Annotated in this window: 24 protein-coding genes and 2 riboswitches; of the genes, 8 read left to right on the forward strand and 16 right to left on the reverse strand. The window is 72.6% G+C overall.

Annotated elements, in window-relative coordinates:
- Positions 1 to 72: 72 nt before the first annotated feature.
- Positions 73 to 363, reverse strand: a complete 291-nt coding sequence (locus ABT354_RS23030; protein ID WP_351496751.1) for a hypothetical protein — start codon at positions 361 to 363, stop codon at positions 73 to 75.
- A gap of 431 nt (positions 364 to 794) precedes the next feature.
- On the opposite strand from ABT354_RS23030, the gene ABT354_RS23035 reads away from it, so the two are divergent.
- Complete coding sequence (locus ABT354_RS23035) at positions 795 to 1202, forward strand: YciI family protein (RefSeq protein WP_351496753.1); 408 nt, start codon at positions 795 to 797, stop codon at positions 1200 to 1202.
- A gap of 8 nt (positions 1203 to 1210) precedes the next feature.
- Positions 1211 to 2386, forward strand: a complete 1176-nt coding sequence (locus ABT354_RS23040; protein WP_351496902.1) for an RNA polymerase sigma factor — start codon at positions 1211 to 1213, stop codon at positions 2384 to 2386.
- Positions 2387 to 2460: 74 nt separating this feature from the next.
- Here ABT354_RS23040 and ABT354_RS23045 read toward each other — a convergent pair whose 3' ends face one another.
- A complete protein-coding gene (locus ABT354_RS23045) occupies positions 2461 to 2634 on the reverse strand; it encodes a hypothetical protein (RefSeq protein ID WP_351496755.1) in 174 nt (57 codons plus the stop codon).
- Positions 2635 to 2695: 61 nt separating this feature from the next.
- On the reverse strand, positions 2696 to 3409 hold the full coding sequence (locus ABT354_RS23050; protein WP_351496757.1) for a PepSY domain-containing protein: 714 nt from the start codon (positions 3407 to 3409) through the stop codon (positions 2696 to 2698).
- 313 nt (positions 3410 to 3722) lie between these two features.
- Between ABT354_RS23050 and ABT354_RS23055 the strand changes: the two genes are divergently transcribed.
- From ABT354_RS23055 to ABT354_RS23065, 3 genes are all read left to right on the forward strand, one after another.
- Positions 3723 to 4205: a C39 family peptidase gene (locus ABT354_RS23055; protein WP_351496759.1), complete on the forward strand. Its 483-nt coding sequence runs from the start codon at positions 3723 to 3725 to the stop codon at positions 4203 to 4205.
- Positions 4206 to 4226: 21 nt separating this feature from the next.
- Positions 4227 to 4817, forward strand: a complete 591-nt coding sequence (locus ABT354_RS23060) for a hypothetical protein (RefSeq protein WP_351496761.1) — start codon at positions 4227 to 4229, stop codon at positions 4815 to 4817.
- Between the two features lie 119 nt (positions 4818 to 4936).
- Entirely contained in the window at positions 4937 to 7237 is a 2301-nt protein-coding gene (locus ABT354_RS23065; RefSeq protein ID WP_351496763.1) for a hypothetical protein, read from the forward strand.
- Positions 7238 to 7293: 56 nt separating this feature from the next.
- Here the strand turns inward: ABT354_RS23065 and ABT354_RS23070 are convergent, their stop codons facing one another.
- The 7 genes from ABT354_RS23070 to ABT354_RS23100 form a co-directional block, all read right to left on the reverse strand.
- Positions 7294 to 7536 carry a hypothetical protein gene (locus ABT354_RS23070; protein ID WP_351496765.1) on the reverse strand — a complete coding sequence of 81 codons (243 nt, stop codon included), beginning with the start codon at positions 7534 to 7536 and terminating at the stop codon, positions 7294 to 7296.
- A gap of 143 nt (positions 7537 to 7679) precedes the next feature.
- Positions 7680 to 8168: a DUF4430 domain-containing protein gene (locus tag ABT354_RS23075; RefSeq protein ID WP_351496767.1), complete on the reverse strand. Its 489-nt coding sequence runs from the start codon at positions 8166 to 8168 to the stop codon at positions 7680 to 7682.
- 127 nt (positions 8169 to 8295) lie between these two features.
- A riboswitch (cobalamin riboswitch) is annotated at positions 8296 to 8429 on the reverse strand.
- Between the two features lie 98 nt (positions 8430 to 8527).
- Positions 8528 to 11902, reverse strand: coding sequence for a S8 family peptidase (locus tag ABT354_RS23080; protein WP_351496769.1), 3375 nt, complete (start codon positions 11900 to 11902; stop codon positions 8528 to 8530).
- A 187-nt stretch (positions 11903 to 12089) separates the two neighbouring features.
- Complete coding sequence (locus tag ABT354_RS23085; RefSeq protein WP_351496771.1) at positions 12090 to 13613, reverse strand: FAD-dependent monooxygenase; 1524 nt, start codon at positions 13611 to 13613, stop codon at positions 12090 to 12092.
- Positions 13610 to 14266 carry a PadR family transcriptional regulator gene (locus tag ABT354_RS23090; RefSeq protein ID WP_351496773.1) on the reverse strand — a complete coding sequence of 219 codons (657 nt, stop codon included), beginning with the start codon at positions 14264 to 14266 and terminating at the stop codon, positions 13610 to 13612. Before ABT354_RS23090 ends, ABT354_RS23085 begins: the two co-directional genes overlap by 4 nt.
- Positions 14267 to 14439: 173 nt before the next feature.
- Complete coding sequence (locus ABT354_RS23095) at positions 14440 to 15129, reverse strand: peptidoglycan recognition protein family protein (RefSeq protein ID WP_351496775.1); 690 nt, start codon at positions 15127 to 15129, stop codon at positions 14440 to 14442.
- Positions 15130 to 15351: 222 nt separating this feature from the next.
- Positions 15352 to 17424, reverse strand: coding sequence for a transglycosylase domain-containing protein (locus ABT354_RS23100; RefSeq protein WP_502983480.1), 2073 nt, complete (start codon positions 17422 to 17424; stop codon positions 15352 to 15354).
- A gap of 465 nt (positions 17425 to 17889) precedes the next feature.
- A riboswitch (ZMP/ZTP riboswitch) is annotated at positions 17890 to 17975 on the forward strand.
- A 24-nt stretch (positions 17976 to 17999) separates the two neighbouring features.
- Between ABT354_RS23100 and ABT354_RS23105 the strand changes: the two genes are divergently transcribed.
- Both ABT354_RS23105 and ABT354_RS23110 read left to right on the forward strand, forming a co-directional pair.
- Positions 18000 to 18896, forward strand: coding sequence for a bifunctional 5,10-methylenetetrahydrofolate dehydrogenase/5,10-methenyltetrahydrofolate cyclohydrolase (locus ABT354_RS23105; protein ID WP_351496779.1), 897 nt, complete (start codon positions 18000 to 18002; stop codon positions 18894 to 18896).
- Positions 18893 to 19264 carry a hypothetical protein gene (locus tag ABT354_RS23110; protein WP_351496781.1) on the forward strand — a complete coding sequence of 124 codons (372 nt, stop codon included), beginning with the start codon at positions 18893 to 18895 and terminating at the stop codon, positions 19262 to 19264. The genes ABT354_RS23105 and ABT354_RS23110 overlap by 4 nt, the downstream gene beginning before the upstream one ends.
- Before the next feature lie 139 nt (positions 19265 to 19403).
- On the opposite strand, the gene ABT354_RS23115 is transcribed toward ABT354_RS23110, so the two are convergent.
- The 3 genes from ABT354_RS23115 to ABT354_RS23125 all read right to left on the reverse strand — a co-directional run bounded on the left by ABT354_RS23115 (position 19404) and on the right by ABT354_RS23125 (position 23670).
- On the reverse strand, positions 19404 to 21137 hold the full coding sequence (locus ABT354_RS23115; protein WP_351496783.1) for a dihydroxyacetone kinase family protein: 1734 nt from the start codon (positions 21135 to 21137) through the stop codon (positions 19404 to 19406).
- A gap of 136 nt (positions 21138 to 21273) precedes the next feature.
- Positions 21274 to 22254 (reverse strand): aldo/keto reductase, encoded by a 981-nt coding sequence (locus ABT354_RS23120; protein ID WP_351496785.1) that lies wholly within the window; start codon positions 22252 to 22254, stop codon positions 21274 to 21276.
- A gap of 150 nt (positions 22255 to 22404) precedes the next feature.
- Complete coding sequence (locus ABT354_RS23125) at positions 22405 to 23670, reverse strand: cytochrome P450 family protein (protein WP_351496787.1); 1266 nt, start codon at positions 23668 to 23670, stop codon at positions 22405 to 22407.
- Between the two features lie 308 nt (positions 23671 to 23978).
- Between ABT354_RS23125 and ABT354_RS23130 the strand changes: the two genes are divergently transcribed.
- Positions 23979 to 24374 (forward strand): peptidase inhibitor family I36 protein, encoded by a 396-nt coding sequence (locus tag ABT354_RS23130; protein WP_351496790.1) that lies wholly within the window; start codon positions 23979 to 23981, stop codon positions 24372 to 24374.
- Positions 24375 to 24567: 193 nt separating this feature from the next.
- On the opposite strand, the gene ABT354_RS23135 is transcribed toward ABT354_RS23130, so the two are convergent.
- From ABT354_RS23135 to ABT354_RS23145, 3 genes are all read right to left on the reverse strand, one after another.
- A complete protein-coding gene (locus ABT354_RS23135; protein WP_351496792.1) occupies positions 24568 to 25233 on the reverse strand; it encodes an ArsR/SmtB family transcription factor in 666 nt (221 codons plus the stop codon).
- A gap of 110 nt (positions 25234 to 25343) precedes the next feature.
- Entirely contained in the window at positions 25344 to 25616 is a 273-nt protein-coding gene (locus ABT354_RS23140; protein WP_351496794.1) for a hypothetical protein, read from the reverse strand.
- A gap of 517 nt (positions 25617 to 26133) precedes the next feature.
- The gene (locus ABT354_RS23145) at positions 26134 to 26865 is read right to left on the reverse strand and encodes an ABC transporter permease (RefSeq protein ID WP_351496796.1); all 732 of its coding nucleotides are present in this window, start codon (positions 26863 to 26865) and stop codon (positions 26134 to 26136) included.

Below are 26865 nucleotides of genomic sequence, written 5' to 3' on the forward strand. Positions count from 1 at the left end.
GGGGGCGGCTTCCCCGGCCCTCCGGGGCGGACGGCGCCGGGCCGGACCACGGCCCGGCCGTACCTCCGGGGCTCAGAACACCAGGACGCTTCTGCCCTGCGGGAACTGCCGCTCCAGGCCCGGGTGGACGATGCCGATGGGCCACCCCTGGCAGTTGGCCTCCTCGAAGACATAGACGCCCGTGTCCGTCCAGTTGTCCACGGTGAGGGGCGGCTTGGCGGGGGAGATGCAGCCGCTGGGATTCTCATGGGCCGTGCCATTGACGATCAGCACGCCGTTGGCGGCGGACGCGCTCTGCGGGACGGCAACGGCGAGGGCCAGCGCCGCCGTCAGGGTGCCGAGGGTGGTAAGGGTGCGTCGCACAGGAGGCCTCCCGGGGTCGTGGGCTCCGGTCCGAAGCCCGTCGCCCACCACGTTAGGTAGCGGATCGCGCCCGTACAGTCACCCTTGCAGGTGAAAGCCGAGGACGCCGCGCCCGCCCGCGCCCCGCCCGATTCCGGCCCTGGTTCATCCCTGGTTCGTCCCCGCCCAGGTCAGGACCCATCCGGGCACGCGCGGCCCGGATGCGGGGGACCCGGATGGGCGGGGCCGGCCGCGACGGGGGAGCGCCGCCTCGCGGCTGAGCCGCCCGAGCCGCCCAGGCGACCGCCCGCGCCTGCGGGCCCGCCGGAGCGGCGTTCCCTCATCCACGCGAGTCAAAAAATCCCGGCGGCGATGTCGAGAACCCGTGCCCGGCTCCGTCCTCGGAGTGAACGCGGCCACAATGGGCCGCACCCGTACCAAGGAGCGACACCATGGCCAAGTACCTGCTGCTCAAGCACTACCGAGGCGCCCCGGCCGCCGTCAACGACGTACCGATGGACCAGTGGACGCCGGAGGAGATCTCGGCCCATGTGGGGTACATGAACGACTTCGCGGCCCGGCTGGAGAAGACCGGGGAGTTCGTCGACGGCCAGGCCCTCGCCCCCGAGGGGACCTTCGTCCGGTACGACGGCGAGGGCCGCCCGCCCGTCACCGACGGCCCCTTCGCCGAGACCAAGGACCTCATCGCCGGCTGGATGGTGATCGACGTCGACAGCTATGAGCGCGCCCTCGAACTGGCCGGGGAGCTGTCGGCCGCCCCCGGCGCGGGCGGCAGGCCGATCCACGAGTGGCTCGAACTGCGCCCGTTCCTGACCGCGCCGCCCACCATCTCGGAGTGACCCCGTCGATGGACGAGGCCCTGCTCCGCAGCCTCGCACCGGGTGTGCTCGGAATCCTCGTCCGCCGCGGAGCCGACTTCGCGGCGGCCGAAGACGCCCTCCAGGAGGCGCTGGCCGAGGCGGTCCGCGGCTGGCCCGACGGCCGGCCGCAGGACCCGAAGGGCTGGCTGGTCACCGTCGCCTGGCGCCGGTTCCTCGACGCGACCCGGGCGGACGCCGCCCGCCGCCGGCGCGAGGACCGCGTCGCCGAGGAGCCGGCCCCCGGGCCCGCCCGCGCGCTGGACGACACGCTCCAGCTCTACTTCCTGTGCGCCCATCCGTCCCTGACCCCGTCGTCCGCGGTCGCGCTCACCCTGCGCGCCGTCGGCGGGCTGACCACCCGCCAGATCGCCCGGGCCTATCTGGTACCCGAGGCGACCATGGCCCAGCGGATCAGCCGGGCCAAGCGCACCGTCTCCGGTGTCCGGTTCGACCGGCCCGGCGACGTCGCCACCGTGCTGCGCGTCCTCTATCTGGTCTTCAACGAGGGCTACTCCGGCGATGTCGACCTCGCCGCCGAGGCCATCCGGCTCACCCGGCAGCTCGCCGCCGCGATCGACCATCCCGAGGTGGCGGGCCTGCTCGCCCTGATGCTGCTCCACCACGCCCGCCGCGCCGCCCGGACCGCACCCGACGGCGGCCTGGTGCCCCTCGCCGAGCAGGACCGCGGCCGGTGGGACACCGTGTCGATCGCCGAGGGCGTCGGGATCCTCCAGTCGGCCCTCGCCCGTGACCGGCTGGGCGAGTACCAGGCCCAGGCGGCCATCGCGGCACTCCACGCCGACGCGCCCACCGCCGAGGAGACCGACTGGCCACAGATCGTCGAGTGGTACGACGAGCTGGTGCGGCTGACCGACAGCCCGGTCGTCCGGCTCAACCGTGTGGTGGCCGTCGGTGAGGCCGACGGGCCGCGCGCCGGCCTGGCGGCCCTCGCGGCGCTGGACGCGGCCTCCCCGGCCGCTGCGCGCGGCGGGCGCCCACTGCCCCGCCGCACGGCGGTGGCGGCGTATCTCCATGAGCGCGACGGCGACCTCGCCACGGCGGCACGGCTCTACGCCGAGGCGGCCCACCAGGCCACCGACCTCGCCGAGCGCGACCATCTGACCCGCCGGGCCGCCCGGCTCAACGCCCGTGGACGCCACTGACGGACCGCGCCCGCCCGAACCCGCCGGAAGACGCGGCAGACCCGGAAGGACCCGGCAGACCCGGAAGGCAGGCCCTAGTGACCCTGCTTCCGCCGCCGGGCGGCCTCTTTCCAGGCCGCCTGCTCCTCCCGGCCCTGCTGCTTCTCGCGCTCGCCCTCCTTGCGCAGCCGTTCGTTGCGCAGCGCGATCCCGTCGGCCTCCTTCTTGCGTCCCATCACCTGTTTGATCTTCGCCCTTGCCCAGCCCATGAGGGTGGCCCCTTCCGGTCGGTCGGTCCGCGTGCCCCGCGGGTTCCCCGGCGGAACACCGTCAGTCCTGGTCGATCCGCTCCCGCAGTACGTTCCCGGTGACCGCGTCGACCTCGATGTCGGCCTCGGTCCACTCGTCGGTGTCGGCCACCTCGGTCTCCCAGACGACCGTGGGGCCGGTGGTGCTGGTGTCGTCGTCGCCGTCGTCCTCGCTCAGCTGAAGCCCGGTGACGGTGCCCGGGAACTTCTTCGTGGCCGCGTCGACCGCCTGTTGCGGGGTCCGGGTCGCCCGGGAGAGCAGCCCCGCCAGCTCCCGTTTGTCGTCCGTGTCCTGGCCCTGCTCGGCACGGGACTGCCGGACCTCGCCGGTGACGGCGTCGATCGTCACGATATGGGCGGTGCCGTCCCGCAGGGCGACCGTCGCCGTCCACTGCGGGCTACCGGGCGTCGGGGCGGGACTGGGCGAGGCGGTGCCGTCCGTGCCCGAGGGGCTGGCCTCGCGGGGCGTGCGCCCGAGGTCCAGCTCGACCAGCTCGCTCTGCGGAACCTCCCCGGTGGCCGTCTCCGCCGCCTTCGACCAGTCGATCTTCGCGGACTGGACCAGCGCCTGGCGCTGGGCCCGCTCCCGGGAGAGGGACGCCCCGGCGGAAGGGGTGGCGGTGACGGTCGGCGTCGCGTCGGCGGCCGAGACCACCGAGTCGTCGCTCCCGCACCCGGTGACCAGCGGCACCGAGGCGACCACGGCACAGACCACGGCCCCGGCCCGGACCCGCAACGAGCGCCCCGTACCGGTACGCCCGGTGCCCGGTGGAGCCGGTGCGGCGGACCCCCGGGGGACGGCGGACGGGGAATCGGGACGGCACATACCCGGCTCGGACGGGCTTCCACTGCGCTGAAGAGGCATACAGCCACCCCTAACCCCTGGCCCGCCACCCCTACCCGGGCACCCCGCGACGTCACCCGATCGGCCGCCCTCCCGGACCCGCCCCGGGGCCGTTCGGGCCAGACGCGGGGATGAAGCCCTCCCTCGCTGGCGACATAAGGTGCAGGACGGGAGTAATGCCTCCATGATTCACCAGGAGGTTCCCATGGCTGTTCTCCCCTTCTCGATGCAAGGCCAGCTGAAGAGCAACTGGTGCTGGGCGGCGGTCGCGGCCAGCGTCTCGGCCTACTACCACCCCGGCGCCGCCTGGGCCCAGTGCGATGTGGCCAACTCCAACCTCGGCCGCTCGGACTGCTGCGGCACTCCGCCGGGCGATCCCTGCAATGTCACCAGCGTGCTCGATGTCCCGCTGGGCATCGTGGGGTGCTTCGACCGCATGGTGGGGACCGCCACCTCACAGGTGGAGATCATCACGGAGGTCGGCGCCGGCCGTCCGCTCTGCATCCGTGTGCAGTGGAGCGACGGCGGCGGGCACTTCCTGTCCGCCATCGGCTATGTCGACGACGCGGACAGCGTCGACATCGTCGACGACCCCATCTACGGCAGGACGTTCCTGCTCCACAGCGTTCTCCGGACCGCCTACCAGGGGTCGGGGACCTGGACCCACACCTACTACACCCGGGACTGACGGGACTGAGAGGAAAGACCCATGCCGGTCCACGCCCCCGAGCCGCCCGCCGCGTCGCTCACCGCCGCCCGCGACGGCGTCCGCGCCTTCCGCCGGCGCGGCATCGCCCCCTTCGCGGAGGCGCCGGAAGACGCCGAACCGGCCCTCACCCGGCCCCGGCGGCTGTACGAGGTCGGCCGCGACGACCTGCTCGGTGCCGCCGGGCTCGCGGCGGCCCGCCCCGTCATGTGGCGCTATCTGGTCGAGCTGGACGGCCGTGCGGTCGCCTTCGCGGACACCCTCACCACGCCGGAGGGCACGACCGTACTCGCCCAGCTGAACTACGGGCCCTTCGTGGCGGGCGTCGACGAGGCCCTCCGGGTGGCGGAGGCGCCCGGAGCGGTCGATCCGGACACGGACGCGGAGTCGCGCCTGCTGCACGTTCCCTCACTGCATCTGATCGCGGTGTGGCTGCACTCCCCGACCGGTACGGACCGGCTGGTGCCGACCGCCCCCGCGCCCGAGGGGTTCGAGGCCGGACGGATCTACACCCTGGAGGAGATCCGGCCCGAGCTGACCGCCCGCGCCGGGCTGCTGCCCGCCCCGACGCCGGGTGATGCCACGGGAGGCTGACCCACCCGCCCGGAAGGACGGTGGCGCCGAGCCGTGCACAAACCCCTCTCGCTGATGTACTGTTAACCGAGTTCACGACGTGCTGATCAAGTGTCAACGGTTAACAAATGGGGGGTCAGGTGTCCCATCACCTGCGCACAGCCAGCCGTGCCCGGCGTACCGCCGTCGCCGCCGCCACCGCCGCCGTCCTCACCGCGGGACCGGCCGCCGTACTGCCCGCAACGGCTCACGCGGCCGGGGCCGCCAAGCCCGCCGGAGCCGCCGAGATCCTCGTACCCGCCCCCGACGCCTACCGCGACGGGACCGCGACGGTGCTGGCCACCGGCGGCCAGGGGGTGCTGTACCGCGAGAACGGCGAGTACCGCTGGACCACGACGTACAACAGCTCCACCAAGCCCGTCCCCGCCCTCGACGGCGTACCCCAGGACGCCATCGTGCGCACCCACGACGAGTACAACCGCGTCGTCCACACCAGGCCGCGCGCCGACGGCGGCACCGACGTCGTCCGGGTCGGGATCGAGGATCCCTCCTACACCAGCACCATCGGCGTGCCCGCCGGCTACCTCAACCCCCGCGTCGCCAACGGCTGGGTCCTGGCCACCGTCGACCAGGGCGACGGCACCTATCAGCTGCGCGTGGTCCGGGGCATGGACCCGGCGAACAACCCCGTCGTCCAGCTGCCCGCCGGAGCCACCACCGGCGCCGAACCCCAACTGCTCGGCGCCCACTACAACCAGCTCCTCATCGGCTACCGCAAGGCCGACGGCACCCCCGGCCACGCCATCCTCACCGGGTACAACGGCAGGGTCGTCCCCCTGCCCGTGACCGGCGGGGCGAGCAGCTTCCGCATCACCCAGACCACCGTCAGCTGGTTCTCCCGCGACGGCGGGCCGGGCGTACGGATCATGCCGCTGGGCAGCACGGCCGCCCCGCGGGTCGTCCCCCTCGACCCCCGGTCCCCGGACAGCGAGGTCACCTCCTTCGTGGTGGGCGACAACGTGCTCTGGTACGAGGGCGACGGCGGCCCGCTGCGGCTCACCCCCTTCGCCGGGGCGGAGACCGAACGGACCCTGCTGGCCGATGTGGAGCAGGCCTTCCTGCGCACCGAGGGCGACGGCTCGCTGATCGCGCTCGGCAAGGACGCCGACGGCAAGCGCGCCGTACGCGTCCTCAGCGTCAACGGCCTCGGGCTCGTCGAGGATCTGCCCCTGCGGGAGATGGCGCGGACCAAGACCGCCGACGGGTCGATCGAGGCGCTCACCCTCGACCGGGGGCGGCTGCGGTACGTCAACTCCCTCGCCGGCGAGGAGACCCTGCACGGCAAGGACATCGGCACCGGGACCGACCCGGCCGACGGTCCGGCCCTCGCCGACCACCCGGGCCGCGCCGCGGGCCGCTTCGCCGACGGCACCGACGAGGGCCTGGCCCGGCTGGTCACCGACCCGGCCACGGGCACCGACACCCTGGTGACCGGCGACGACCCGGACCGCCCGGTGGACCGCTTCCCCCTGCCGGGCACCGACGGCAGGATCCTCGACACCGCACCGGAGTTCGTGCTGTACGAGGCGGGCGGACGGCAGTACGTCGTGGACACCGCCCGCGACGCCGTCGTCCACGAACAGCCCGCCCGGGCCGCCGCACTGGAGCAGCATCGGCTGTTCACACCGGCGCCGAAGAGGCCCGGCACGGTAAAGGTGATCAATCTGCGGACCGGCAGACAGACCGGGACCATCCCCCTCGGGACCCCCTGCGTCCCCGGCGAACTCCAGCACGGCGGCACCCTGCTCTACTGGAGCTGCGCCTCCCGGGACGCGGCCGGGGTACGTGACCTGGCGACCGGGCACACCTATCCCGCACCGGCCTCCGGCGCCCTCCTGGGCGACCGCTTCCTGGCCCACCGCGACCCCTCCGGGGAGCTGCGCCTCACCGCCCTGAGGACCGGCGGGGGTACGGCCGACCTGGGTACCGTCACCGGTCTGAAGCAGCGGCCCGGGGGCGGCGACGGGCGCGGCACCACCTGGACCCTCGACCCGGGCGCGGCCAAGCTCGCCTGGGTCGGCACGGACGACACCATCCATGTCAGCGCGGTCCAGCACGCGGTCTCCCCGCTGCGCGTCGCCCGCACCGCCGCGCCGCGCACCTTTGCGCGGAACGGCACCGGCGAGTGGGCCGCCGCCTGGTGGCTCTCCAGGCCGGCGGCGTCCTGGCGGGTGACGCTCACCCACCGCGCGACCGGTGGGACCGTCCGCACCTGGACGGGCGGGAAGACCCTCAGCGCGGTACGGGTCGACTGGGACGGCACCTCCGGCACGGGCACCCCGGTGGCGACCGGCGCCTACACCTGGCGGCTGACCGCCGGCCCGGCGGACGGCTCGGGCCCGGAGACGACGGCCACCGGTGTCGTACGGGTCCGGCCCTGACCACGACCCGCGAGGAACCGGCCCCTTCCCGGACCACCGGGGAAGGGGCCGACCCGCTACTTCAAGCCGTACAGGGTGTACGGCGGATAGGTGTCACATCTGAAGTCGAGGATCAGCCAGATGTTGACCAGATGGGTGCCCGTCGCCACACAGCTCGCGTACGACGGGTGCGTACCCATGGAAACCCAGGCGGTGGCCCCCGAGGGGGCCGGTCGTGGCGCGGCCTGCGCGGCCAGCGCTCCGGCACTCATCAGCGAAACGGCCACGCCGACGGTGGCGAACACCGTACGTAGGGACATGACGAGGGGCCTCCTTCTGCTCACCGGGCACCACCGGCGCCGACGCGCCGGTGGCCGGCCTGAAGCTTCCCGTCAGCCTTCGCCCCGTTCAACAGGACGTGCACATTCCTGTTGAACGGGGCTCCGCGACCCGGAGCCCGGCCTCAGAAGGAGGTCCAGGTGAAGGAGACCCGGTCGCCCGTGTTCAGCTTGAACTGGCAGCCGCCGACCGGGGTGGGGGTGCCGTTGACCGCGATGCTCCAGTAGGCGCTGCCACCGCCGCTGACGTTCTTTATGGTGTCGACGGAGAAGTCGTCGAACGCGGCGTACCAGGTGCCGTCCCAGGTGAAGTGGTGCTTACGGGCCGCGTCGTCCAGGGCGGCGGTCGGCGTGGGCACCTTCGAGAGGTGGGCGCCGTTGTTGGTGCCGTCGCACCGGTGGGTCCCGCCGCTCGCGGTGGTCACCTCGTGGCCCTTGGTCCTGATCTTCCCCTGGAACAGCGCCCCGTTCGGGCCCTGCACGGTGAGCCGGACCGTGACCGGTGCGTTGGTGTTCGGCGTGGCCTGCGCGGTGGGCGCGGCGGCGAGACCGGTGAGGGCGAGGCTCAGGGCGGCCGTGGTGACAGCGGCGCGGCGGGTCGTGCTGAGGAGCATGGAGTGCCTTTCTGACCGGACCGGGTCCGGCGGGGCACGGCCCTGACGGGCGGCCCGCACCGTCCGCCCCGGGGCGGACACGCACGGAGCGCACAGGGCTGTCGCACCGCAGACCGTGGCAGTGGAAGCGTGGGCATGCCATGCGACGGGCATCCCGACTCGCGGCACGCGCCGCACACGGTTGCAGGTCAGCGCCGGAATCCCACCGGCTTCCCCCGTTCGCACAGCCATTCGGTTGTGGCCCGGTGGTGGCCGGGCAGACGCATCGTACGGTCGAATACCCGCCACGCCAAGGGGTGTTGGCCATCGGGCCCCGGCGGGAGCGGCGCGAACCGCTCCCACCGGGGCCGCAGGGGTGCCTACCTGCCGTGGTAGGCGTTGTGGACGGTGATGGTGCTCCGGTTGTCCCGGGTGTCCACGATCTGCGCGCGGAACGAGACCGCCTTGCCCTTGGCCGGGCTGGTGACCGTGATCGCGCCCTGGCTGACCGGCACCTTCTTCCAGGTGGTGCCGTCATGGGAGACGGAGACGGTCAGGGACTTCAAGCCCTTGCCCGCCGCCGGGCCCTCGACGGTGACCGGGACGGTGAGCCGCTTGCCCGCCGGGGTGGTGTTGTCGAGCGCCAGCTTCGGCGAGAAGCGGACCGAGGAGACCGGCAGTTCGGCCACCGTCCCCCGGGCCGGCCGCTCCGACCGGAAGGTCCAGCCGGCGTCGATCCGGCTCGCCACCCGGGACACCTTCTTGTCCCGTACCGCCGAGGCCGTCAGGGTGTACTCGGCCGGCTCCGCACCGACGGTGAAGGTCTCCCCGCGGAGGAAGTCGACCTCGCCGACGCCGGTGGTCCCCCGGTACAGGGCGGCCTTCGCCGAAGAGGCGACCGAGTGCGTCGCATGCCCCCTGCCGTCGGTGAAGAACGCCAGGTCCAGATGGATGCGGTTGCCCTCGCGGAAGACACCGCTGCGGCCCTTGCGCACCCAGGGCGTATGGACCCCCGTACCCAGGGTCTCGGTGAAGGTCGCCCCCGCACGGAAGGCCCTGCTCGCGGTCTGGCCCCAGATCTCCTCGCTCCCGGGGTCGTGTCCCTTGTCCGAGGACTGGACGCTGGCGAACGACCAGGTCGCCCCCGGGTCCGACGCGAGCAGCAGATTCCAGGTACCCGGCAGGGCCCGGAAGGGGCCGAGGAGACGGGAGCTGTTGCCACCGACCTCGGCCACCGTGCTGACCTCGCCGTACTTGCCCTTCACCGAGGAGGCCAGGACCGCCTTCACCGTGGCGAAGTCACCGGCCTTGTACTTCTTGGTGTAGCCGGTGGAGTACTTCCGCACCGGGCCGCCGCCCGCCGTGGCGTACTCCTTCGAGCCGACCGGCTTCCACCGTGTGGCCCAGGTCTCGGCGAACGTGCCGGGCGCGGCCTGAGCCCCCACATGACCGGTGCGCACCTGGTGCAGCGAGTCGAAGAAGATACTGCTGGAGTCCCGCTGGGCGCCCTTGCCCACCACATAGCCCAGCTCCGCGCGGCTCAGCTTGGCCTTCTTGTCCGGCACGGTGATGGAGACCGGCTTGGCCCGACGGGCGTCGACGGTGACGGTGGTGTCCTTGGTCAGCGACACCCTCGGGGCGGTGAGCAGGTCATAGCCCTTGGCGTAGTCCTTGCCGTCCACGGGACCCGCCGCGCTGAGGACATAGTCGCCCCTGACGAGCCGGACCGTGACGCTGCTCCCCTCGTCGTCCAGCATGTGGGTCCCGCCGCCGTCCGCGAAGAGGGCGTGGAGGAGCGAGGACATGTTCTTGGTGGGCTTGCCGTCCCGTCCGATGTACTTGACGGTGAGGTCGTACTGCTCCCGCTCCCGGTCCACCCCCGCGACGGTGCGCACGGTCTGTCCGCCGCCGGTCGCCACGACCGTGGCCGTGTAGTAGCCGTCGGTCTTCCCTCCGACGCGGGTGTCCGCCGACAGATCGACGGAGGCGGTGCCACCGGCGGGAACGGTCACCCGCTGGGCGCTCAGGGTGAAGAAGCCCGCCGGGGCGGAAGTGCCCCGGGGACCCTGCCCGGTGACCTTCAGATCGAGGGTGACCTCCGTGCCGCCCAGGTTGCGATAGGTGAGCCGCCGGGTTTCGGGGGTGTCGTCCTGATGGGGCCAGCTCTGCCGGGCGAAGCCGATCGACGCCGGCTCGGCGACCAGGTTCTGCCCGAGCGCCCGGTCCACGGCGACCCGTCCGGTGCCCTGCTCGACCGCACCCAGCCCGAGATCCCGGGCGGAGGCCACCAGGGCGGCCTTCAGCCGCTCACCCTTCCAGCCGGGGTGCCGCTGCTTCAGCAGCGCCGCCGCGCCCGCCACATGAGGGCTCGCCATGGAGGTGCCGGAGAGGGTGGTGTATCCGGCGGGGGACTGCGGGTCGGTCTCGGTCCCCGCCGCTGCCGCGGCCGTGATGTCCATTCCCGGAGCGGCGACATCCGGTTTGATCAGCCCTGCGGCGGTCGGTCCCCGGCTGGAGAACGGGGCGGTCCCGCCCTCGTCGTCCACGGCACCGACGCTCAGCGCCCGCTCCACGCTCGCGGGGGAGTTGACGGACGCGCCGGCCGGGCCGTCGTTGCCCGCCGCGACGGCGAAGAGCACCCCCGTATCGCGGGCCACCTTGTCGACATGGGCCTCCACCGGGTCGGTTCCCGGGGAGTCCGGGGCGCCGAGGCTCATATTGATGACATCGGCGCCCTGGGCGACGGCCCAGTCGATACCGCCGATGATGCCGGAGGCGGTACCCGAGCCGCTGTCGCCGAGCACCTTGCTGTTGATGATCGCGGCGCCCGGGGCGACCCCCTTGAGCTTTCCGCCCGACCGGGCGCCGGTGCCCGCCGCGATCGAGGCGACATGCGTACCGTGACCCTGGCGGTCCTTGGCGTCCTTGGAGTCGCTGAAATTCTTCTCCGCGACGACCCGTGACGTCAGATCCGGGTGGGTCCTGTCCACCCCCGTGTCCAGGACGGCTATCGTGACGCCGGTACCGTCGAGACCGGCCTGCCAGGCGGCGGGGGCACCGATCTGGGCGACACTCCGGTCGAGCGAGGCCGTGTACACCGAGTCCAGCCAGATGTGCCGGACACCGGGGGCGGTACGCGCCCCCTCCGCGCCGGTGCGGACGAGGGAGGCCCAGAGGGCACCCGGCTTCCGCACCGGGATCGTCACCGCGTCCGCGTCCAGGACCGGAAGGTTCCGGTCGACCCGCACGCCCCCCGTGGCCCGCAGGCCCTTCCTGGCCGTGGACCCGGAGCCACCGCCGTAGGCGACGATGACCTTCAGTCCCTCGCGATAGGCCGCGCGGCTCTCCGCCCGGGCCAGCTCGGTGACATCGAAGAGCCGGCGATCGAGCCGCCCGCTCGCTATCAGGGCACGGGCGTCGGCGGGTACGACATGGGTACCGCCGTCCTGGGTGAAGGTGTGCACGGGAATGCCCGCACGCCCCTCGGCCGGGTCCAGGGCGACCGCCTTCCCCTCGGCGCTCACCCCGACCCGGTCACCGGTGACGAGGGTCACCCAGTGGACGGCGGCGGCTTTGCCCCCGCCGTCCCGGTCGATGGGTTCGACGCCCTTCGCGGCGGCCGCGGCCGTGGCCGTACCCCCCGGAAGAGCGGTGGAAAAGGATGACGCCGGGGTGGTCAGCCCCGTGACAAGCGCTGCGGCGACCGCTGTGGTCAGCGTCGCGGCACCGATGTGATGACGTCTCCTGGAGAACATGAAATTCCCCCTGCCAGTGCGGGTGTTGGTCGGTTGGGCGCTCGGAGCGACACCCGCTTTCCACTCCTGCAAGGGGAAACTCTCACTTCACACCTGCCTCTGTCATCCCATCCGTCCAACGAGTCACAGATGTAACGAGGGAATGGGCGGGTACGAGGCGATTTGCCTTCGGCGGGCTCCGCCCCGGTCAGCCGCCGGCGTGCTCCGGGGAGCCGTCCCGGATCCCGAACCAGGTGGTCAGCGCCGCGAGGAGGGTGTGGTCCGGCTCCGGATCGGCCGCCGTGGAGACCCAGACGGTATGGCCGTCGGGGCGGATCAGCAGCCCGTCGAACCCGTCGAACCCCTCGAACCCGGGGTGGTCGGGGTGACCGGGACAGCGCACCCGGTGGACGTCCACCCGTGACTCCGTGCCTGCCGGGAGGGCGCGGGTCTCCCGTACCAGGAGCACCGGGCGTGCGGGTGCGAGCAGCGCGGCGAGACGGGTCGGACCGCCCTCGGTGACCACCTCCAGATCGGGTGCGAGGGCGCCCAGCCAGGGGTGGCGGCCGGGGGCGTCCGGGCCGTAGCGGGTGTCCGTACCGGTGACGACTCCGGCGAGACAGCGGGCCGCGCCGGGGTCACGGGCCAGCTCGCCGAAGAGTTCCCGTACCGGATCCAGGGCCGGATCGGTGCCGGCCAGCAGCGTCTGGGCACGGGTGGTCCGCAGCACCCGTGCCCCGGCCCGGTGCCGCTCCCGGTGGTAGCTCTCCAGCAGGCCGTCCGGCGCGTGCCCGAGGACGGTCGCCGCCAGCTTCCAGCCCAGGTTGACCGCGTCGGCGAGGGCCACATCGACGCCGACCGCCCCGGCGGGCGGATGGATGTGCGCGGCGTCGCCCGCCAGGACGACACGGCCCGAGACATAACGGTCCGCCAGCCGGGCGGCGTCGGAGAACCGGCTGAGCCAGCGGGGCGCGGTGAGCCCGACCCTCCGGCCGAGCACGGTGTCCAGCACCCGCTGGAAGTACTCCGGCCGCACCGGCTCGTCACGGTCGGCGGGCGGCTCCGGTTCCTCCAGCACGATCCGGACGTACCCGGGGCGCGGGATCACGAAGACGGAGCCGTGCTCGCCCTGGGTCACCCCGAACGGCAGGGCCCCGGGATCGGCCAGGGAGACATCCGCGAGCAGACCGTACGAGGTCGCCGCGGTGCCGGGGAAGCCGATCCCGGCCACCTCGCGGACCAGGCTGCGGCTGCCGTCGCAGCCCGCGAGATATCCGTAACGCGGCCGCCCGGTCCCGCCGTCGGTGCGGATGGTCACCTCGACCCCGTCGCCGTCCTGGGTGAAGCCGGTCACCTCCCGCCCCCGTGCGACGGTGACCCCCAGCCCGGCCAGCCACTCCTCCAGCAGTTCCTCGACCCGGGTCTGGGCGATGCCCAGCAGATGGGGGTGGCCGCTGTCGAGCGCGGTCAGATCCAGTGGCCGGCCCGGGTCGGCGAACATCGCGTACGGCACCGCCGGGCCCTCGGCGAGGAAACGGTCCACCACTCCGCGCCGGTCCAGCAGATCCAGACTGCGGGGGCCGAGGGTGAAGCCCCGGCAGTACGGCGACCGCGAGGGCAGCCGGTCCACCACCGTCACCGCGACCCCGGCGAGGGTCAGCTCCGCCGCCAGCATCAGCCCCGCCGGGCCCGCTCCGACCACCAGCACCCCGGACGGGTCCGCCGCCGTCACCGGTCCTCCCCGGCGGTGCCGTCCGGGCCGGTGGCCGCGGCCGGACGCGGCCCGTGCGGGGTTCCGGAGCCGGGGTCCGGCGGGCTCAGCAGGCCGGTCTCCATCGCGTCGGCGACCTCCTCGATCCACGCCAGCTCGGCCTCCCGCATCCGTATCGCGTACTCGGCCTCCAGCACGAACAGCCGGGGGACCGCACCGGATTCCAGCACCGCGCGGTGGTCCCGCCGCAGCTCCTCCAGGGCTGCCCGCACCCGCCCGGCCCGCTCCCGCAGCGCCGCGGCGGCGCCCTCGGGGCCGAGCGCGCCGAGATAGCCGACCGCCGAGAGGAACCGGGGGAACTCCTCGGCCGGGACCCGGATCAGCTCGTCCAGCCACCGCAGGAACTCCGTGTGCCCCGCCTCGGTCTGCCGGTACACGGTCCGCTCCGGGCGACCCCCGAGCCGCACCCGCTCGTGCTCCTCGATCCACCCGGCCCGCTCCAGCGCCCGGACCACGTCGTACAGGGACCCGGTCGTCACCCGGAAGGCCCGGTCCATGCCCCGCTCCCGCAGGGTGGCGGCGAGGGCATGGGGATGCGCCGGTGACTCCAGCAGCAGCCCGAGCACCGCCAGCCCCAGCGGGTTGGACACCTTCCGCCGATGGTTGTCGCTCAACTACTCGCCTCCTATTACTCGGTTCCGAGTATTCGAAGCCAAGTACCCCTCTGTCAAGGTGAGATGAACGGTCGGCGTTTGCCCGAACGGTCTCGCGGACGCGGAAGCGGCGGTGGAGATGGAGGCGGCGGTGGAGACGGAGACGGGGGCGGGGAGGAGGCCCGCCCGGCCCGTCAGCTCCGCAGGGAGTCCCGTACCCGCCTCATGATCGCGTCCCGCTGCCGCGCCCGTATCGTCCCGGGGCAGGCGTGTCCGCCCCAGTCGCCCCCGCCCATGGAATGGGTGCCCAGACCCCGGCCCTCCGGGCTGTCCGTCACCTCAAGTGGCCAGCCGTGCAGGCGGGCGCCCCAGACATAGACGCGGGCGACGGCTTCGACCTGCGCGGCGGTGAGCGGTCTGTCGGCGAAACCGGAGGTCTCGATCGACGCCCACCCGGCATTGCCGGCCTTCTGGGTCCAGGCCCGGTCGTGGACCGACACATACTGCTCGATCTCACCCGCCCGGGAGACCCAGAAATGGGATGAACTCTTGGTCACCGGGTCGGAGAACCGCTCGAACAGCGACCCCTCCCCCTGCTGTACGTGGAGTATCAGACCCCGCTGCCCGTCCCGGCTCTCCGGGCGGAAGTTCACCTCGATCGGCATCCGGGCGGCGTCGGCCATCCACCCCGGGGGCCGGACGGCGGCGGAGGTCGACGCCGTCTGCGGCTGCGGGACGGCCGGTGCCTCCTCCGGCGCGGCCGGGGTCTGCCGCCCGGACTGCTCCTTCCAGAGGAACAGGGCCATCGAGACCGGAGCGAGGGCGAGCCCTCCGCCGAGGACGAACATCCCGCGCCGGGTGGGTTGCCGGTGCTTGCCCGTCATGGGCACCTCGCCGGGTCGCTGGGCGCCGTACGGCTGTTGTGGCAGGTCAACATGGACTCCAACATGATCTGCGTACGTGATCACCGCTCCATGGCCAGGTAATGGGACGGCAACAGCGCGGCCGACGGCACCATCGTGCCCGGTCGCGGAGCGGGACTTGGGGGGATTGCGCGAGATCGGCGGGAGCGCCGGCCCCGGGGGCCGTCCCGCACGACGGGAACGTCACGGCATCCAGGCGCCGTCGGCCAGGTGCGACGGGGGTGTCGCCGCCCGGTGGTAGGACTCCCAGATCAGCGGCGGGAAGACGCTGCCCCGCTCGGAATCGGAGCCGCCCACCCCCTGCATGGGCAGCAGATGCGGCACATCGGGCTTGGTGCGGAACATCGTGACCGCGGTGCTGAGTTCCTGGGACGCGCCGATGAACCAGGCCGATTTCATCCGGTCCTGCGGCCCCGACTTGCCGGCCCAGGCCGGAAGGTAGTCCCGCCGTTCCTTCGGCGGTCCGATGGCGTCCCAGCTCACCTGGCGGAGCGCCGAGCCGACGATCGAGGCGACCTCGGGGCTCATCGCCCGCCGCTTCCCCGGCCGGCCGAAGCCCTCCACCGCCTCGCCGTTCAGCTCCACCTTGGTCACCGAGTAGGGCTCGGTGGCCAGGCCCTCATTGACAAAGGTCGTATAGGCGCTGGCCAGCCGGACGGCACTGGGCGTCGAGGTGCCGATCGAGAAGGTCGGCTCCAGCTTGGCCATGCTCTCCTCACGCAGCCCCGCCGCCACCGCGAGCTTCTTCACCTTCTTCAGCCCGATCTTCTTGCCGATCGACACAAAGGGCGTGTGGTCCGATGCGACCAGGGCCGAGTGGAGGTCCAGGGCCAGGATTCCCGGCTTCTCCGTCGGCCTGGACTCCAGGGGCGCCAGATCGGGGACCTCGACGGAGCGTTTCGCGCCCGCGAACCCCTCCTCCAGCGCGGCGGCGTACACAAAGGGCTTGAACGCCGACGCCGCGGGCACGCCCGAGGTGTCCGCGTTGTTGCTGAAGTGCTTGATCGCGTCGGAGCCTCCGTAGACCGCGACGATCGCCCCGTCCTCGGGCCGTACGGAGGCCGCGCCGACCTGCACATGCCGGTCCTTCGCGCGTACCTTCGGGTCCAGCCGGTCGGCGCGCACCTTCTCGACGGCGTCGGTGAGCGCGAGCACCTTGTCCTTCTCGAAGGTGGTGTGGATGTGGTAGCCGCCACGGGCGAGATCCTTGCCCGTGAGCCCGCTGCGGCTGCTGAGGTACTTGTTGGTGATGTCGACGAGATAGCCGATCTGCCCGGCCTGGCTGGTCGGTTTGACGGGGGGCTTCGGCTCGGGGAACTTCGTGTACTTCGCCCGTTCCCCGGCGCTCATCGTGCCCGTCTCGACCTGCCGGTCCAGGATCCAGGACCAGCGGTCCTCGGCCCGTCGGCGATTGGCGTCGCTCAGCGAGGGGTCGAAGCTGTCCGCGCCCTTGAGGACCGCGGCCAGCAACGCGCCCTGACTGGGGTTCAGCTCCTTCGCGGGGATGCCGTAGTAGGCGTGCGAGGCGGCCTGGACACCGTACGCGTCGCGGCCGAACCAGGAGGTGTTGAGATACCCCTCAAGGATCTCGCTCTTGGGCCGCTGGTTGCTGACCTTCAGCGAGAGGAAGAGTTCCTTGACCTTGCGCTCGACGGTCTGGTCCTGGCTCAGATACGTGTTCTTCACATATTGCTGGGTGATCGTGGAGCCGCCCTGGGTCTCCTCGCCCTTGACGATATTGACGGCCGCGCGGGCGACGCCCGTCACCGAGACGCCCGGGTCGCTGTAGAAGTCCGCGTTCTCCGCCGCGATGACGGCCCGCCGGAAGGACTTGGGCATCTGGGAGAGCTTGACGTCCTGCCGGTTCACATCCCCCACGCTCACCATCCGGCTGCCGTCCGCCCAGTAGTAGACGGTGGCCTGCCGGCGCGCCGAGTTGTGCGCGTTCGGGATCTCGACCTGTATGTAGATGGTCACGAAAAGACCGGTCAGGGCGCCGATGAAGAGCAGGAACAGACCGGTTGTCAGTTTCCAGGACGGTACCCAGCGTCGCCAGCCCCGTTGTCCGCCCCTGGGGAAGTCGATACGGAACCGGCGGACCTTCCGGGCGGCCCTCCTCCCGCGACTCCTCCCGCGGCTCCTGCCGTTCCTCCTGTCGCTCCTCACCCGGTCCGAGGCACGGCGCGCATGCGGTGAGCCTTCTGTCCGCTCCTGGCTTCCTGCGCGTTTCGCGCGGCGATTGCGGGGCAGCCTCATGGGGTAAGCGGACCTCCTCGGTCACGAGCCGTCGCTTCGGCGCGATGACAGGCTCGGTCGTGATGATGAGGAGAGCGTGGACGACGGTTGACCCGTTCACAAGATCTCCATAATCGGCGCGGCGGTCCGATTCGCTTCCGCGCCCTCGGTGTGTGCAGGGGCCACCAACGCCGCACCGGCCCGGCCATGACGGCGTGAACCCTTCCTGTGGCCGGTCGGAGAGCCGTCCCCAGGGGCGGCGCCCGGGTGGCCGACGGGCGGCGACCACCCCGGTGTCCACGACCTCCGACGGCTCCCGCGTGTGACCGAGGGCACACCCTGAGGCGACCCTGCGGCCCCCTCCGGCGCACCGGCCGCACGCCCCTCCAGCACCACCCCGCCCAGCGGCCGGCCATCGGTGAGCCGGCGGCATCTCCCCAACCGGGGGCACCGATCGGGGCGAGCCGACCGCGTCCACTACAGTGATGTGCGGGCCGTGACTGGCGCTGAGGTGGAGTACCACCGGGGAGCGGCCCGACGAGATGTCGTTGCCGTGCGCCTGGGCGAATGAGTGCGACGACACCTGGAGGGCAATGATGTCCGCGACCCCCACAGCCCGGCTCATGGACGGTACCCGCCTCGCCCGGCACACCCTCGAAGAGGCCGCCGCCAGGGCCGAGGAGATCTCGGGGCGCACCGGAACCAGCCCCTGTCTGGCCACGGTGCTGGTCGGGGACGACCCCGCCTCGGTCACCTATGTCCGGATGAAGCGGGCGCGGTGCGCGAAGGCGGGTATCCGCTCCCGGCACATCGCCCTGCCCGCCACCACCACGACCGCTGAACTCGTCGACACCCTCGCCGGTCTGTCCAAGGACCCCGAGGTGCACGGCGTCCTGCTCCAGCACCCTTGCGGTCCGCACATCGACGAGCGCGCGGCGTTCGAGGCCATCGCCCCGGAGAAGGACGTCGACGGGGTCACGACGCACTCGTTCGCCGCGATGGGCTTCGGCCTGCCGGGCTTTGTGTCCTGCACCCCGGGCGGCATCATGCGGCTGCTGGAGGCGTACGACGTCGACCTCACCGGCAGGCACGCCGTCGTGGTGGGCCGCAGCGCGATCCTCGGCAGGCCCGCCGGGATGCTTCTGCTCGCCAGGGACGCGACGGTGACGTACTGCCACTCCCGTACGGTGGATCTGCCGGCGATCGTCCGGGAGGCGGACGTCGTGGTGGCGGCCGTGGGACGGCCCCGGCTGATCCGGGGCGAGGACATCAAGCCCGGAGCGGTGGTCGTCGACGCCGGATACAACCCGGGCAACGTCGGCGACGTGGACTTCGACACCGCCCGCACCCGCGCCCGGCTGATCACTCCGGTGCCCGGCGGCGTCGGGCCGATGACCATCGCCGTCCTGCTCGCGCAGACCGTGGCCGCCGCCGCGAACCAGCTCGGGGTCCCGGTGGGCACAGGGCCCCGATCGACCGGTCCCCGGCCATGATGCTGCCACCCGTCCAGGAGCGGGCCGAGCTGATCGAGGTCGTCCGTATCACCGACCCCGGGCGGCAGCTCGGAGCGGCGGACCTGACGGGTGACGAGGTCGCGATCTGGGAGGCGGACCGGGCCAGGGACGCCCTGACACTGATCGGCTCCCTGCCGGACAGCGAGCTGCACCGCTGCTTCATCCCCGGCTGGGGCATCCGTGCCCATGGCGCCACCGACCTGCTCTTCCGGATCGCCTTCTGCTTCCAGTGCCACGCCGCCCGCCTGTGGGGGCCGGGCGTACCCACCGACATGGCCGGGACCCACAGCTTTGACCCGGACAGCCCTCCGGCCCGTGAACTGCTGCGACGCTTCCGCGACGCTTGAGGGAGACCAGGTCCCGACTCGGGTGGGCATCCGGGCCCCTGACCGTGCGACCGGTGCCGCCCCGTACGGCACCGGTGTCGGCCCGTACAACACCGGTGCCGGACCGTGCTGACCGGGCGGGTTCCGCGCCAGGGCCCTGTCAGCGGGCGGTCAGGTGCTGGAGGTCCGGCAGGCGGGTTGCCTTGTCCGGCTCGTAGACCTGCGCGATGGCGGTGAACAGCAGGGCCACGCCCAGGGCGCCGGGGTCGGGGACACCGAGGGCGTGCTCACCCACATAGCTGGCGCGGCCGCGCCGGGGGGAGAGGGGCGCCGTGTCCAGGGCGCCCTGGATGGCGGCACCGGCGGCGGCGGTGAAGGCGTCGTCGACGGTGTCCCGGGCGGCGGCCTCCAGGGCTTCGGTGGCGGGCGCCAGCGCGTCCACCAGGGTGCAGTCGCCGACTTCGGCACCACCGACGCGGTGGATGGCCGCGAGGCCGGCCGCGGCGGCGTCGGCGACCGGGCGTATGTCCGGTGCCCGGTCGTCCGGCCAGGACACGGCCGCGAGCCGCTGGAAGAGAAGCCCGAAGAGGGGGCCGCTGGTGCCACCCACATCATCGAGGAACGCCCCGGCCAGCGCCGCCATGCCGTCGGTCCCGGACTCGCTCCGCAGGACCGCCTGCCGCACCCCGCCGGCCAGGTTGTCGCCGAAGTCGCCGTCACCGACGAGCTGGTCGAGCCGGGTGAGGTTGTCCCGGGCCCCGGAGACGGCCTGCCGGAAGCGGTCGAGAACGGCCGGGGCGCGGGTGCCGGTGGGAGCCTGGCCGGAGTCGGGCTGGACGGTGTCGGGCTGGACGGTGTCGGGCTGGACGACCGAGGCGGCCGCGGTGTCCGTGGCGAGGGTGCGGGAGGGGAGCACGAGCGGAGTGTCGGCGGGCGCCGTCCACAGCTCGGCCCACTCCGGTTCCATGCGGGTGAGGGTGATCGAGAACCCGGCCATGTCCAGGGCGGCGGTGAAGGTGCCGGGCACGATCGCCAGCGGCTGGACGCCGCGTTCGGTCAGCACGTCGTGCAGGAGCGAGCCGATGGCATGCAGCTCCAGACCGGTCGTGGCGCCGAGGCCGTTGACGACGGCCAGCACCTGGTCCGGCCCCCCGGGCAGAGCCGCGAGCAGGTCGTCGGTCATCCGGCGCACCAGCTCGTCGACCGGTCGGTGCTCGATGGTGCCCGTGCCGCGCTCGCCATGGATGCCGACCCCGTACTCAAGGGCGCCCGGCCCCAGGGCGAAGGCGGGCTCACCGGTGGCCGGAGAGGTCTGGGCCCGTGCGGCGACCGCCAGGCTGCGCGAGCGCGCGACGATCCGAGCACCCAGGGCGGCGAGCTCGTCGAGCCGGGCCCCCCGATCGGCGAAGGCACCCAGCAGCTTCTCCACGACGACGGTGGCGGCGGTGCCACGGCGGCCGGTCGCCGTGTCCTCGCTCTCGGTGGCCAGGTCGTCGTCGACCAGCACCGTGGCGACGGGTACCCCGTCGTGGCGCAGGCGCTCCGCGGCTATCCGGAAGTTGATCACGTCACCGGTGTAGTTCTTGACGATGAACAGGACACCGTCACGCTTGGCGACGGCGGCCCCGGCCTCGTATATCTGCCGGTTGTGCGGGGAGGCGAAGATCTCCCCCGGACAGACGGCGTCCAGGCCACCCGGCCCGAGCAGACCGGTGTGCAGCGGCTCATGCCCGGAGCCACCACCCGAGACCAGGGCTACGGTGCGGCCGGGATGGCTGACCCGTGTGCGCAGATGGAGGGGTTCACCATGGACCGCGATGAGGCCGGGGTGGGCCAGGGCGAGTCCGCGTGCGGCCCGCGCGACAGCGCCGGTGGCCGGAAGGAAGTAGGTCATCGGGAGACTCCAGAGAAAGGTCCGGGGGAAGGGGCGAGCGGATGCTTCATCGCCGCTCACCCCAGGGGTGAGCGGTGCGGCATGGACAGGGCGGGCCGCTCGCCGGTTCATCCGCCCCCGCCGAAGACCGTCGTCTCTAGTTCCAGGCAAGCCGCGACCGCCGCGCCCAGTACTCCCCGGCGGGTTCGGCCGCCTCTTCGAGCCGGTCCAGCTGGGCGGGGTCGAGGCGCACTTGGCCGGCCGCGAGATTGCTGGTGAGCTGATCAACGGTGGCGGCGCCGGAGAGCACCACATCGGCCCAGGGCCGCGCGATGACGGCGGCCAGGGCGACGGCGTCGCACGAGGTACCCGTCTCCCGCGCGATCTCCCGCACCGGCCCCAGCTCCGGTGCCGTGAGATGAGGGCCGGCGAGGCGCCCGTTGGCCAGGGCCTCCTTGACGATGACCGTGCGGCCCGCCGCGTGCGCGTCCGCGAGGGCGTCGCCCGCCGACCGTTCCAGCAGGTTGTAGGTGGTCTGGACCGAGCCGAACAGCGGCTGTCCGTCCACGGTGACCGCCAGCGCGGCGCGGATGGTCTCCGCCTGGCGGGGGCCGCTGGTGGACAGTCCGATGATGACGTTCTCGGCCGCCAGCCGCGCCAGCCGCTCATGCAGGGCGGTGTCCCCGAGTGCGGGACTGTCCGGGGTGACGGAGTGAATCTGATACAGGTCGAGCCGGTCGCCGAGCACGGCACGCGTCTCCGCGACCTGCCGGAGGTACGCGCCGACGCTGTGGTCCTTGACCTCGTGGACATCCGCCTCGGTGCGCCAGCCGGCGGTGTAGGTGTAGCCCCACTTGCTGCCGATCGTCACATCCGTGACGTCGGGACGGGCGGCCAGCCACTGGGCGAGAAAGGTCTCCGCCAGTCCGTAGGAGCGGGCGGCGTCGAAGTAGCGCACACGGTGCGCGTAGGCGGCGTCCATCAGCGCGAAGGCCCGCTCCTTGAGGGCCTCCGCGGAACGCACCGCGGGCAGATCCGCCTGCCGGCCCAGGGTGATGTAACCGGGCCGCCCGACGGCCGCGAGCCCCAGGCCGATGCGCGAGGGCGGGGGCGATACGGTCCCGAACGTCGATGTCATGGAGGAACTCTCTCATCGGCCCGTGCGGGGTCCGGGATCCTCCCTGCCCCCGTGTGTCCGGTGGATACCGGCGGGAACCGGTCACGGAGGTCACGGAGGGTGGGCCCGCACAGGCCGATGGAACACCTCCCGGCATGCGTTCACCCCGGGTCACAGACGCACGGGGAGCGCCTTCAGATGCCAGTTGACGGGGTTGGTGCCACGCCGCAGATGCTCCGGATCGGTGGCGAGCCGCAGGTCGGGAGCGCGATGGAGCAGCGCGGCCAGGGCGATGGCGGTCTCCTCGTGGGCGAGGTGCGCGCCGAGGCAGCGGTGGACGCCATGCCCGAAGCCGAGGTGCGGCTCCCGGTTGTGGCGGGTGCGGCTGACGTCGACATGGTCGGGGTCGGCGAAGACCGCCGGGTCGTGGTTGGCCGCGGACACGATCGGAAGAACTGCTTCCCCGGCCTTCACCGGGGTGTCCCCGAGGGTGGTGTCGCAGAGGGCGTAGCGGGGCAGCGCGCGGACGACGGGGCCGCAGTAGCGCATGAGTTCGTCGACGGCGTGCGGCATGAGGGTGGGGTCCGCGCGCAGCAGGGCGAGTTGGTCGGGGTGGGCGAGGAGCGCCTCGGTGCCGTTGGCGATGAGGTTGACGGTGGTGATGTGTCCGGCGACGACAAGGTTGACGATCAGGGCGACCAGTTCGTCGGTGCTCAGCCGGTCGCGGTGGTGCGGGGCGAGCAGGTCGGAGATGAGGTCGTCCCCGGGGTGGGTGGTGTGATGGCCGACGAGGGTGTGGGCGTCGGCCGCCATACCGGCGAGCGCGTCGCCGAGTGCGTCGCCGCAGACGCCTGCGCCCAGGGTGGCGCTGCGGGCCCGCCAGCGGTCGCGGTCGGCTTCGGGAACGCCGATGAGTTCGCAGATGACGGTGATGGGCAGGGGCCGGGCGAAGTGTTCGATGAGGTCGACCACACCGTCCTCGGCGTGGTCCGGCAGACGGTCGAGCAACTGGGTGGCGATGGCCTCGATCCGGGGCCGCAGCGCGGCGACACGACGCGGCGAGAACGCCGCGGTGACCAGGGAGCGCAGCCGGCGGTGGTCGGCGCCGTCCGCGTCGAAGATCCCGGCACGCAGATACTTCTCGTACCCCCGGTGCATCCCGCGCGCCTGCCAGGTCTGCTCGGTGCGGTGGGCCACCGGTGCGCCGGGGACGGCGGTGGCGTCGATGGTGAAGCGGGGATCGCTCATGACGGTACGGATGTCGCCGTGGCGGGTGGCCACCCACATCGGGTCGACGCCGGGCATGTGCCCGCGCACCATCCGTTCGCGTTCGCGGGGGAGTGGATAGGCGTGGAAGGGGTCCCTGACCAGCTCCTGATCGGTCAGGTCCAGGGGGGTGTCGTCAGCTTCGGCGCTGTACGGGTCCTGTACCGCCATAACGGGAATCTCCAAGCAAGTGGTAGTTATTCCCGAATCGTCATGCGCACACGGCGCGGCGGGCACCCCGCAGGCGCTAATTCACCCGGATGAGTGAAGAACCTCCTGGGATGTCCGCCGCGTCCTCGCCGGGCCGCACCCATCTGCCAGGTGTCACAACTGGCCTCCCTGCTCAGTCATATGAGTGACCGGTCCGCAGCCGGCGCCCGGCCAGGGCGCGGGCCGAGGAGCACTCGATACACGGCGTCGGTGGGTGGAGCCGGTTCCCAGGAGGCCGCCACTCCTCGCCGACGTTCACAGGAGGATCCATGCCCTTCCGCCCGAAGAAGCCCCCGACCCTGCTCGCCGCACCGGCCGTCGTGGCGCTGACCCTGTCGGCCGCCCTGACCGGGACCGTCGCCGCGGCCAGCAGCACACCCGCGGTGAGCGTCGCGAGGACGGGGAACCTCATCTGCGTTCACGCGCACTTCAACGACTGCGGAAACGCCCCGCTCAGCGTCAGGGACCCCGCCAGGGATATCGCCGTGGACCCCCGCTGGCAGGACTCGATCTCCTCCATCAGGAACCGGACCGGCTCGACCATGTGCTTCTGGGAGCACAACAACCACGAGGGCAGGCACTTCAGGGTGCCGAACGGATACGAGGTGGGGAACCTGGGAGGGAACGTGTTCAATGACGCGATCTCCTCCTGGAAGCCCTGCTAGGGAGTTTCTTAGGGATCAGGCTGGATCAGGGAGCGGGGTCTGGTGCCGTGCATCGCAAGGCGGAGGATTGAGCCACTGCGGTGGGGGCACCTCCCGGGCCCGCCAGGGCCCAGGGGGCCATTGGTGATTGACGACAACGCGGCGAGGTGCGGTGCCAGGGCACGCGAGCCCAGCAAGATCCGTAAGAGACGACCTAGGAGCCGCTGGGCCGGTCGGGCGCGGCGGTGGTGCCGGGCTCGGGCAGGAACTGGAGGATGACGGAGACACGCTCGGCGCGGCCGGCGGCGGAGGGTGTCTCCCGCTCGGCGCTCTCCCCGCGGTGCCGGTCGAGGACGGCGCGCAGCTCGCGATGGAGGGCGGCGGCTTCCCCGGGGGTGAGCCTGAGCTGCCAGTCGCTGATGTCGAGGGTGTCCTGCCAGACGGGGGGCATGGTCCGGAGTTCATTGAGCGCCTGCTGGGTGCGGCGGGTGTAGCCGGCGGCCACCGAGTGGAGATAGGCGAGGGCCGCCTCGGGCTCCCGCTCGGCCAGCCCGGGGTCGCTGAACGAGGTGGTCCGGTGAACGGAGCGCCACCAGCGCTCCCGGGCGTTGCCCCGGTCGGTGTCCTCCTCGACGAATCCTGCGGCGCCCAGCTGGCGCAGATGGTAGCTGGCCGTGCCGGAGTTGACGCCCAGTCGCTCGGCGAGCCGGGTGGCCGTGGACGGGCCGGAGGTCCGCAGCACCCCGACGAGCTGCACCCGCAGCGGGTGGGCGAGTGCGCGCAGCCCTTTCGCGTCGAGCACGATCGCGTCGGGCACGGCACCGGCGCCGACCGGGTGGGCGGCGTCGGCGGGGCCGGGACGGTGCGTCGGTTCACTCATAGGGGCACCCTAGACCCCCAAGACTTCTTCGCAAAGAAGGCTTTGCAAAGGAGCCCGGGGAATCCGTCCGCCACGATGGGGCTCCCGCCCGCGCGGGAGCCCCATCGGCATCAGGTGGCGGGCAGCGACACTCGTCGGGGCCGTCGGAGGCCGGGACCGGAGATCGTGGCGTGCGTACCAGGCGTTCTCCTCCGGGGCCACGATGGCCACACCGCCGGCGGTGTGCCGCTCATTTCGCTGGGCGCGGGCTCCAGCACGAACTTCTCCCAGGAACCGGCCGTGGCGGCCCGTGCCCGCAACACCTGCTCGCCCCCGGCGCCCATCTCCACCGAGACATAGCGCAGCTTCTTCTCCTCCGCCGTGGTGAAGAACCCGGTGCTCACGAACCGGAATCCGATGGTCCTGGCCCGGTGGTTCGTAGGCGACGTGAACCGCTCGCCACCGACTTCAGAAGCCACTTCTGGCCGGCGGACCTGGCCACCCATGGGGCGTCAGTGGAAACCTCGGCCGCACTCGCCGAAGGTGTCAAGGCCATAGGAAATCCAAGTGCCGCGGCACACACCGCCGCGCAATACGTACCCGGCGACCGGTCGGGAGGGGTGCGCACCCCGTGCCCACGCGGGGGAGTGGGCGTCATGGCGGTCGACCACGACCCGGCGCGGGCGCGGTGTGCCGCCGACTCAGGGCGGACGAGGGGCGGACACCGCGCGAAGCCCCGTGCCGTCCTGACGGCGACCGCCTGGACGCCATTCAGCGGGGACGGGCCCGCCATCAGGCGAAAGCGCCCGGTGGCGGGCCTTCTGCGGGCAGCACCCGGGCCGAAGCCGGACGTGCCGCCCGGCGCGGCGGCGGGGCGAGGCCGCGCCTGCCGGACGCGCCGAGGGCCCGGCGCCCTCTGCCTCAGGCGTCGCGCCGGCGGACCGCCGCCCACCCGGCCAGCAGCGCCGCCGCCGCCCACAGGGCCGTCACCGCCAGCCCCGTCCAGGCGCCGGGACCGCCGGTCGGGTCCTGGTGCAGGATCTGCTGCCCGGCGCGGTCCGGCAGATAGCCGACGGCGCTCCCGGCGACATCACTGATCACGAACGGCAGGATCAGAACGGCGGGGACGAGCAGACTCAGTACCAGGGCGGCGCTGCGCAGCAGAAACGTGAGCCCCGTGGCGAGCGCGGACATCAGCGCGAGATAGACACCCGCCCCGGCGCAGGCCCGCAGCGCCCCCGGCGTACCGAGGCCGATGGCGTCCTCGTCCAGGAACGCCTGGCCCGCCAGGAACGAGGCGAACGAGCCGACGAGCCCCGCACCGAGCGCGGCCCCGGTGACGACCGCCGTCTTGGCCGCGTAGAACACCCCCCGGCGCGGCACGGCCGTGAGCGAGATCCGCAGGCCCCCGCCGGTGTACTCGGTGGCGACGGCGGTGGTCCCGAAGGCGATGGCGGCGATCTGGGCGAAGCCGATCGCGAAGAAGGCGCGGTGGACCGGGTCGTCGCCGTACGCCTCGGACGCGCCGGCGGTGGCGAACACGAGCACGGTGACCGCGAGGGCGACGGCCGGGACCGCGAGGAGCGTCCCCGGGCCGGACCGAATCGAAACGATCTTGATCCATTCGGAGCGGAGTACGGCGGTGACAGACAT

Origin of the sequence: Streptomyces sp. NPDC000594, assembly GCF_040299965.1 — a bacterium.
Lineage (GTDB): Bacteria > Actinomycetota > Actinomycetes > Streptomycetales > Streptomycetaceae > Streptomyces.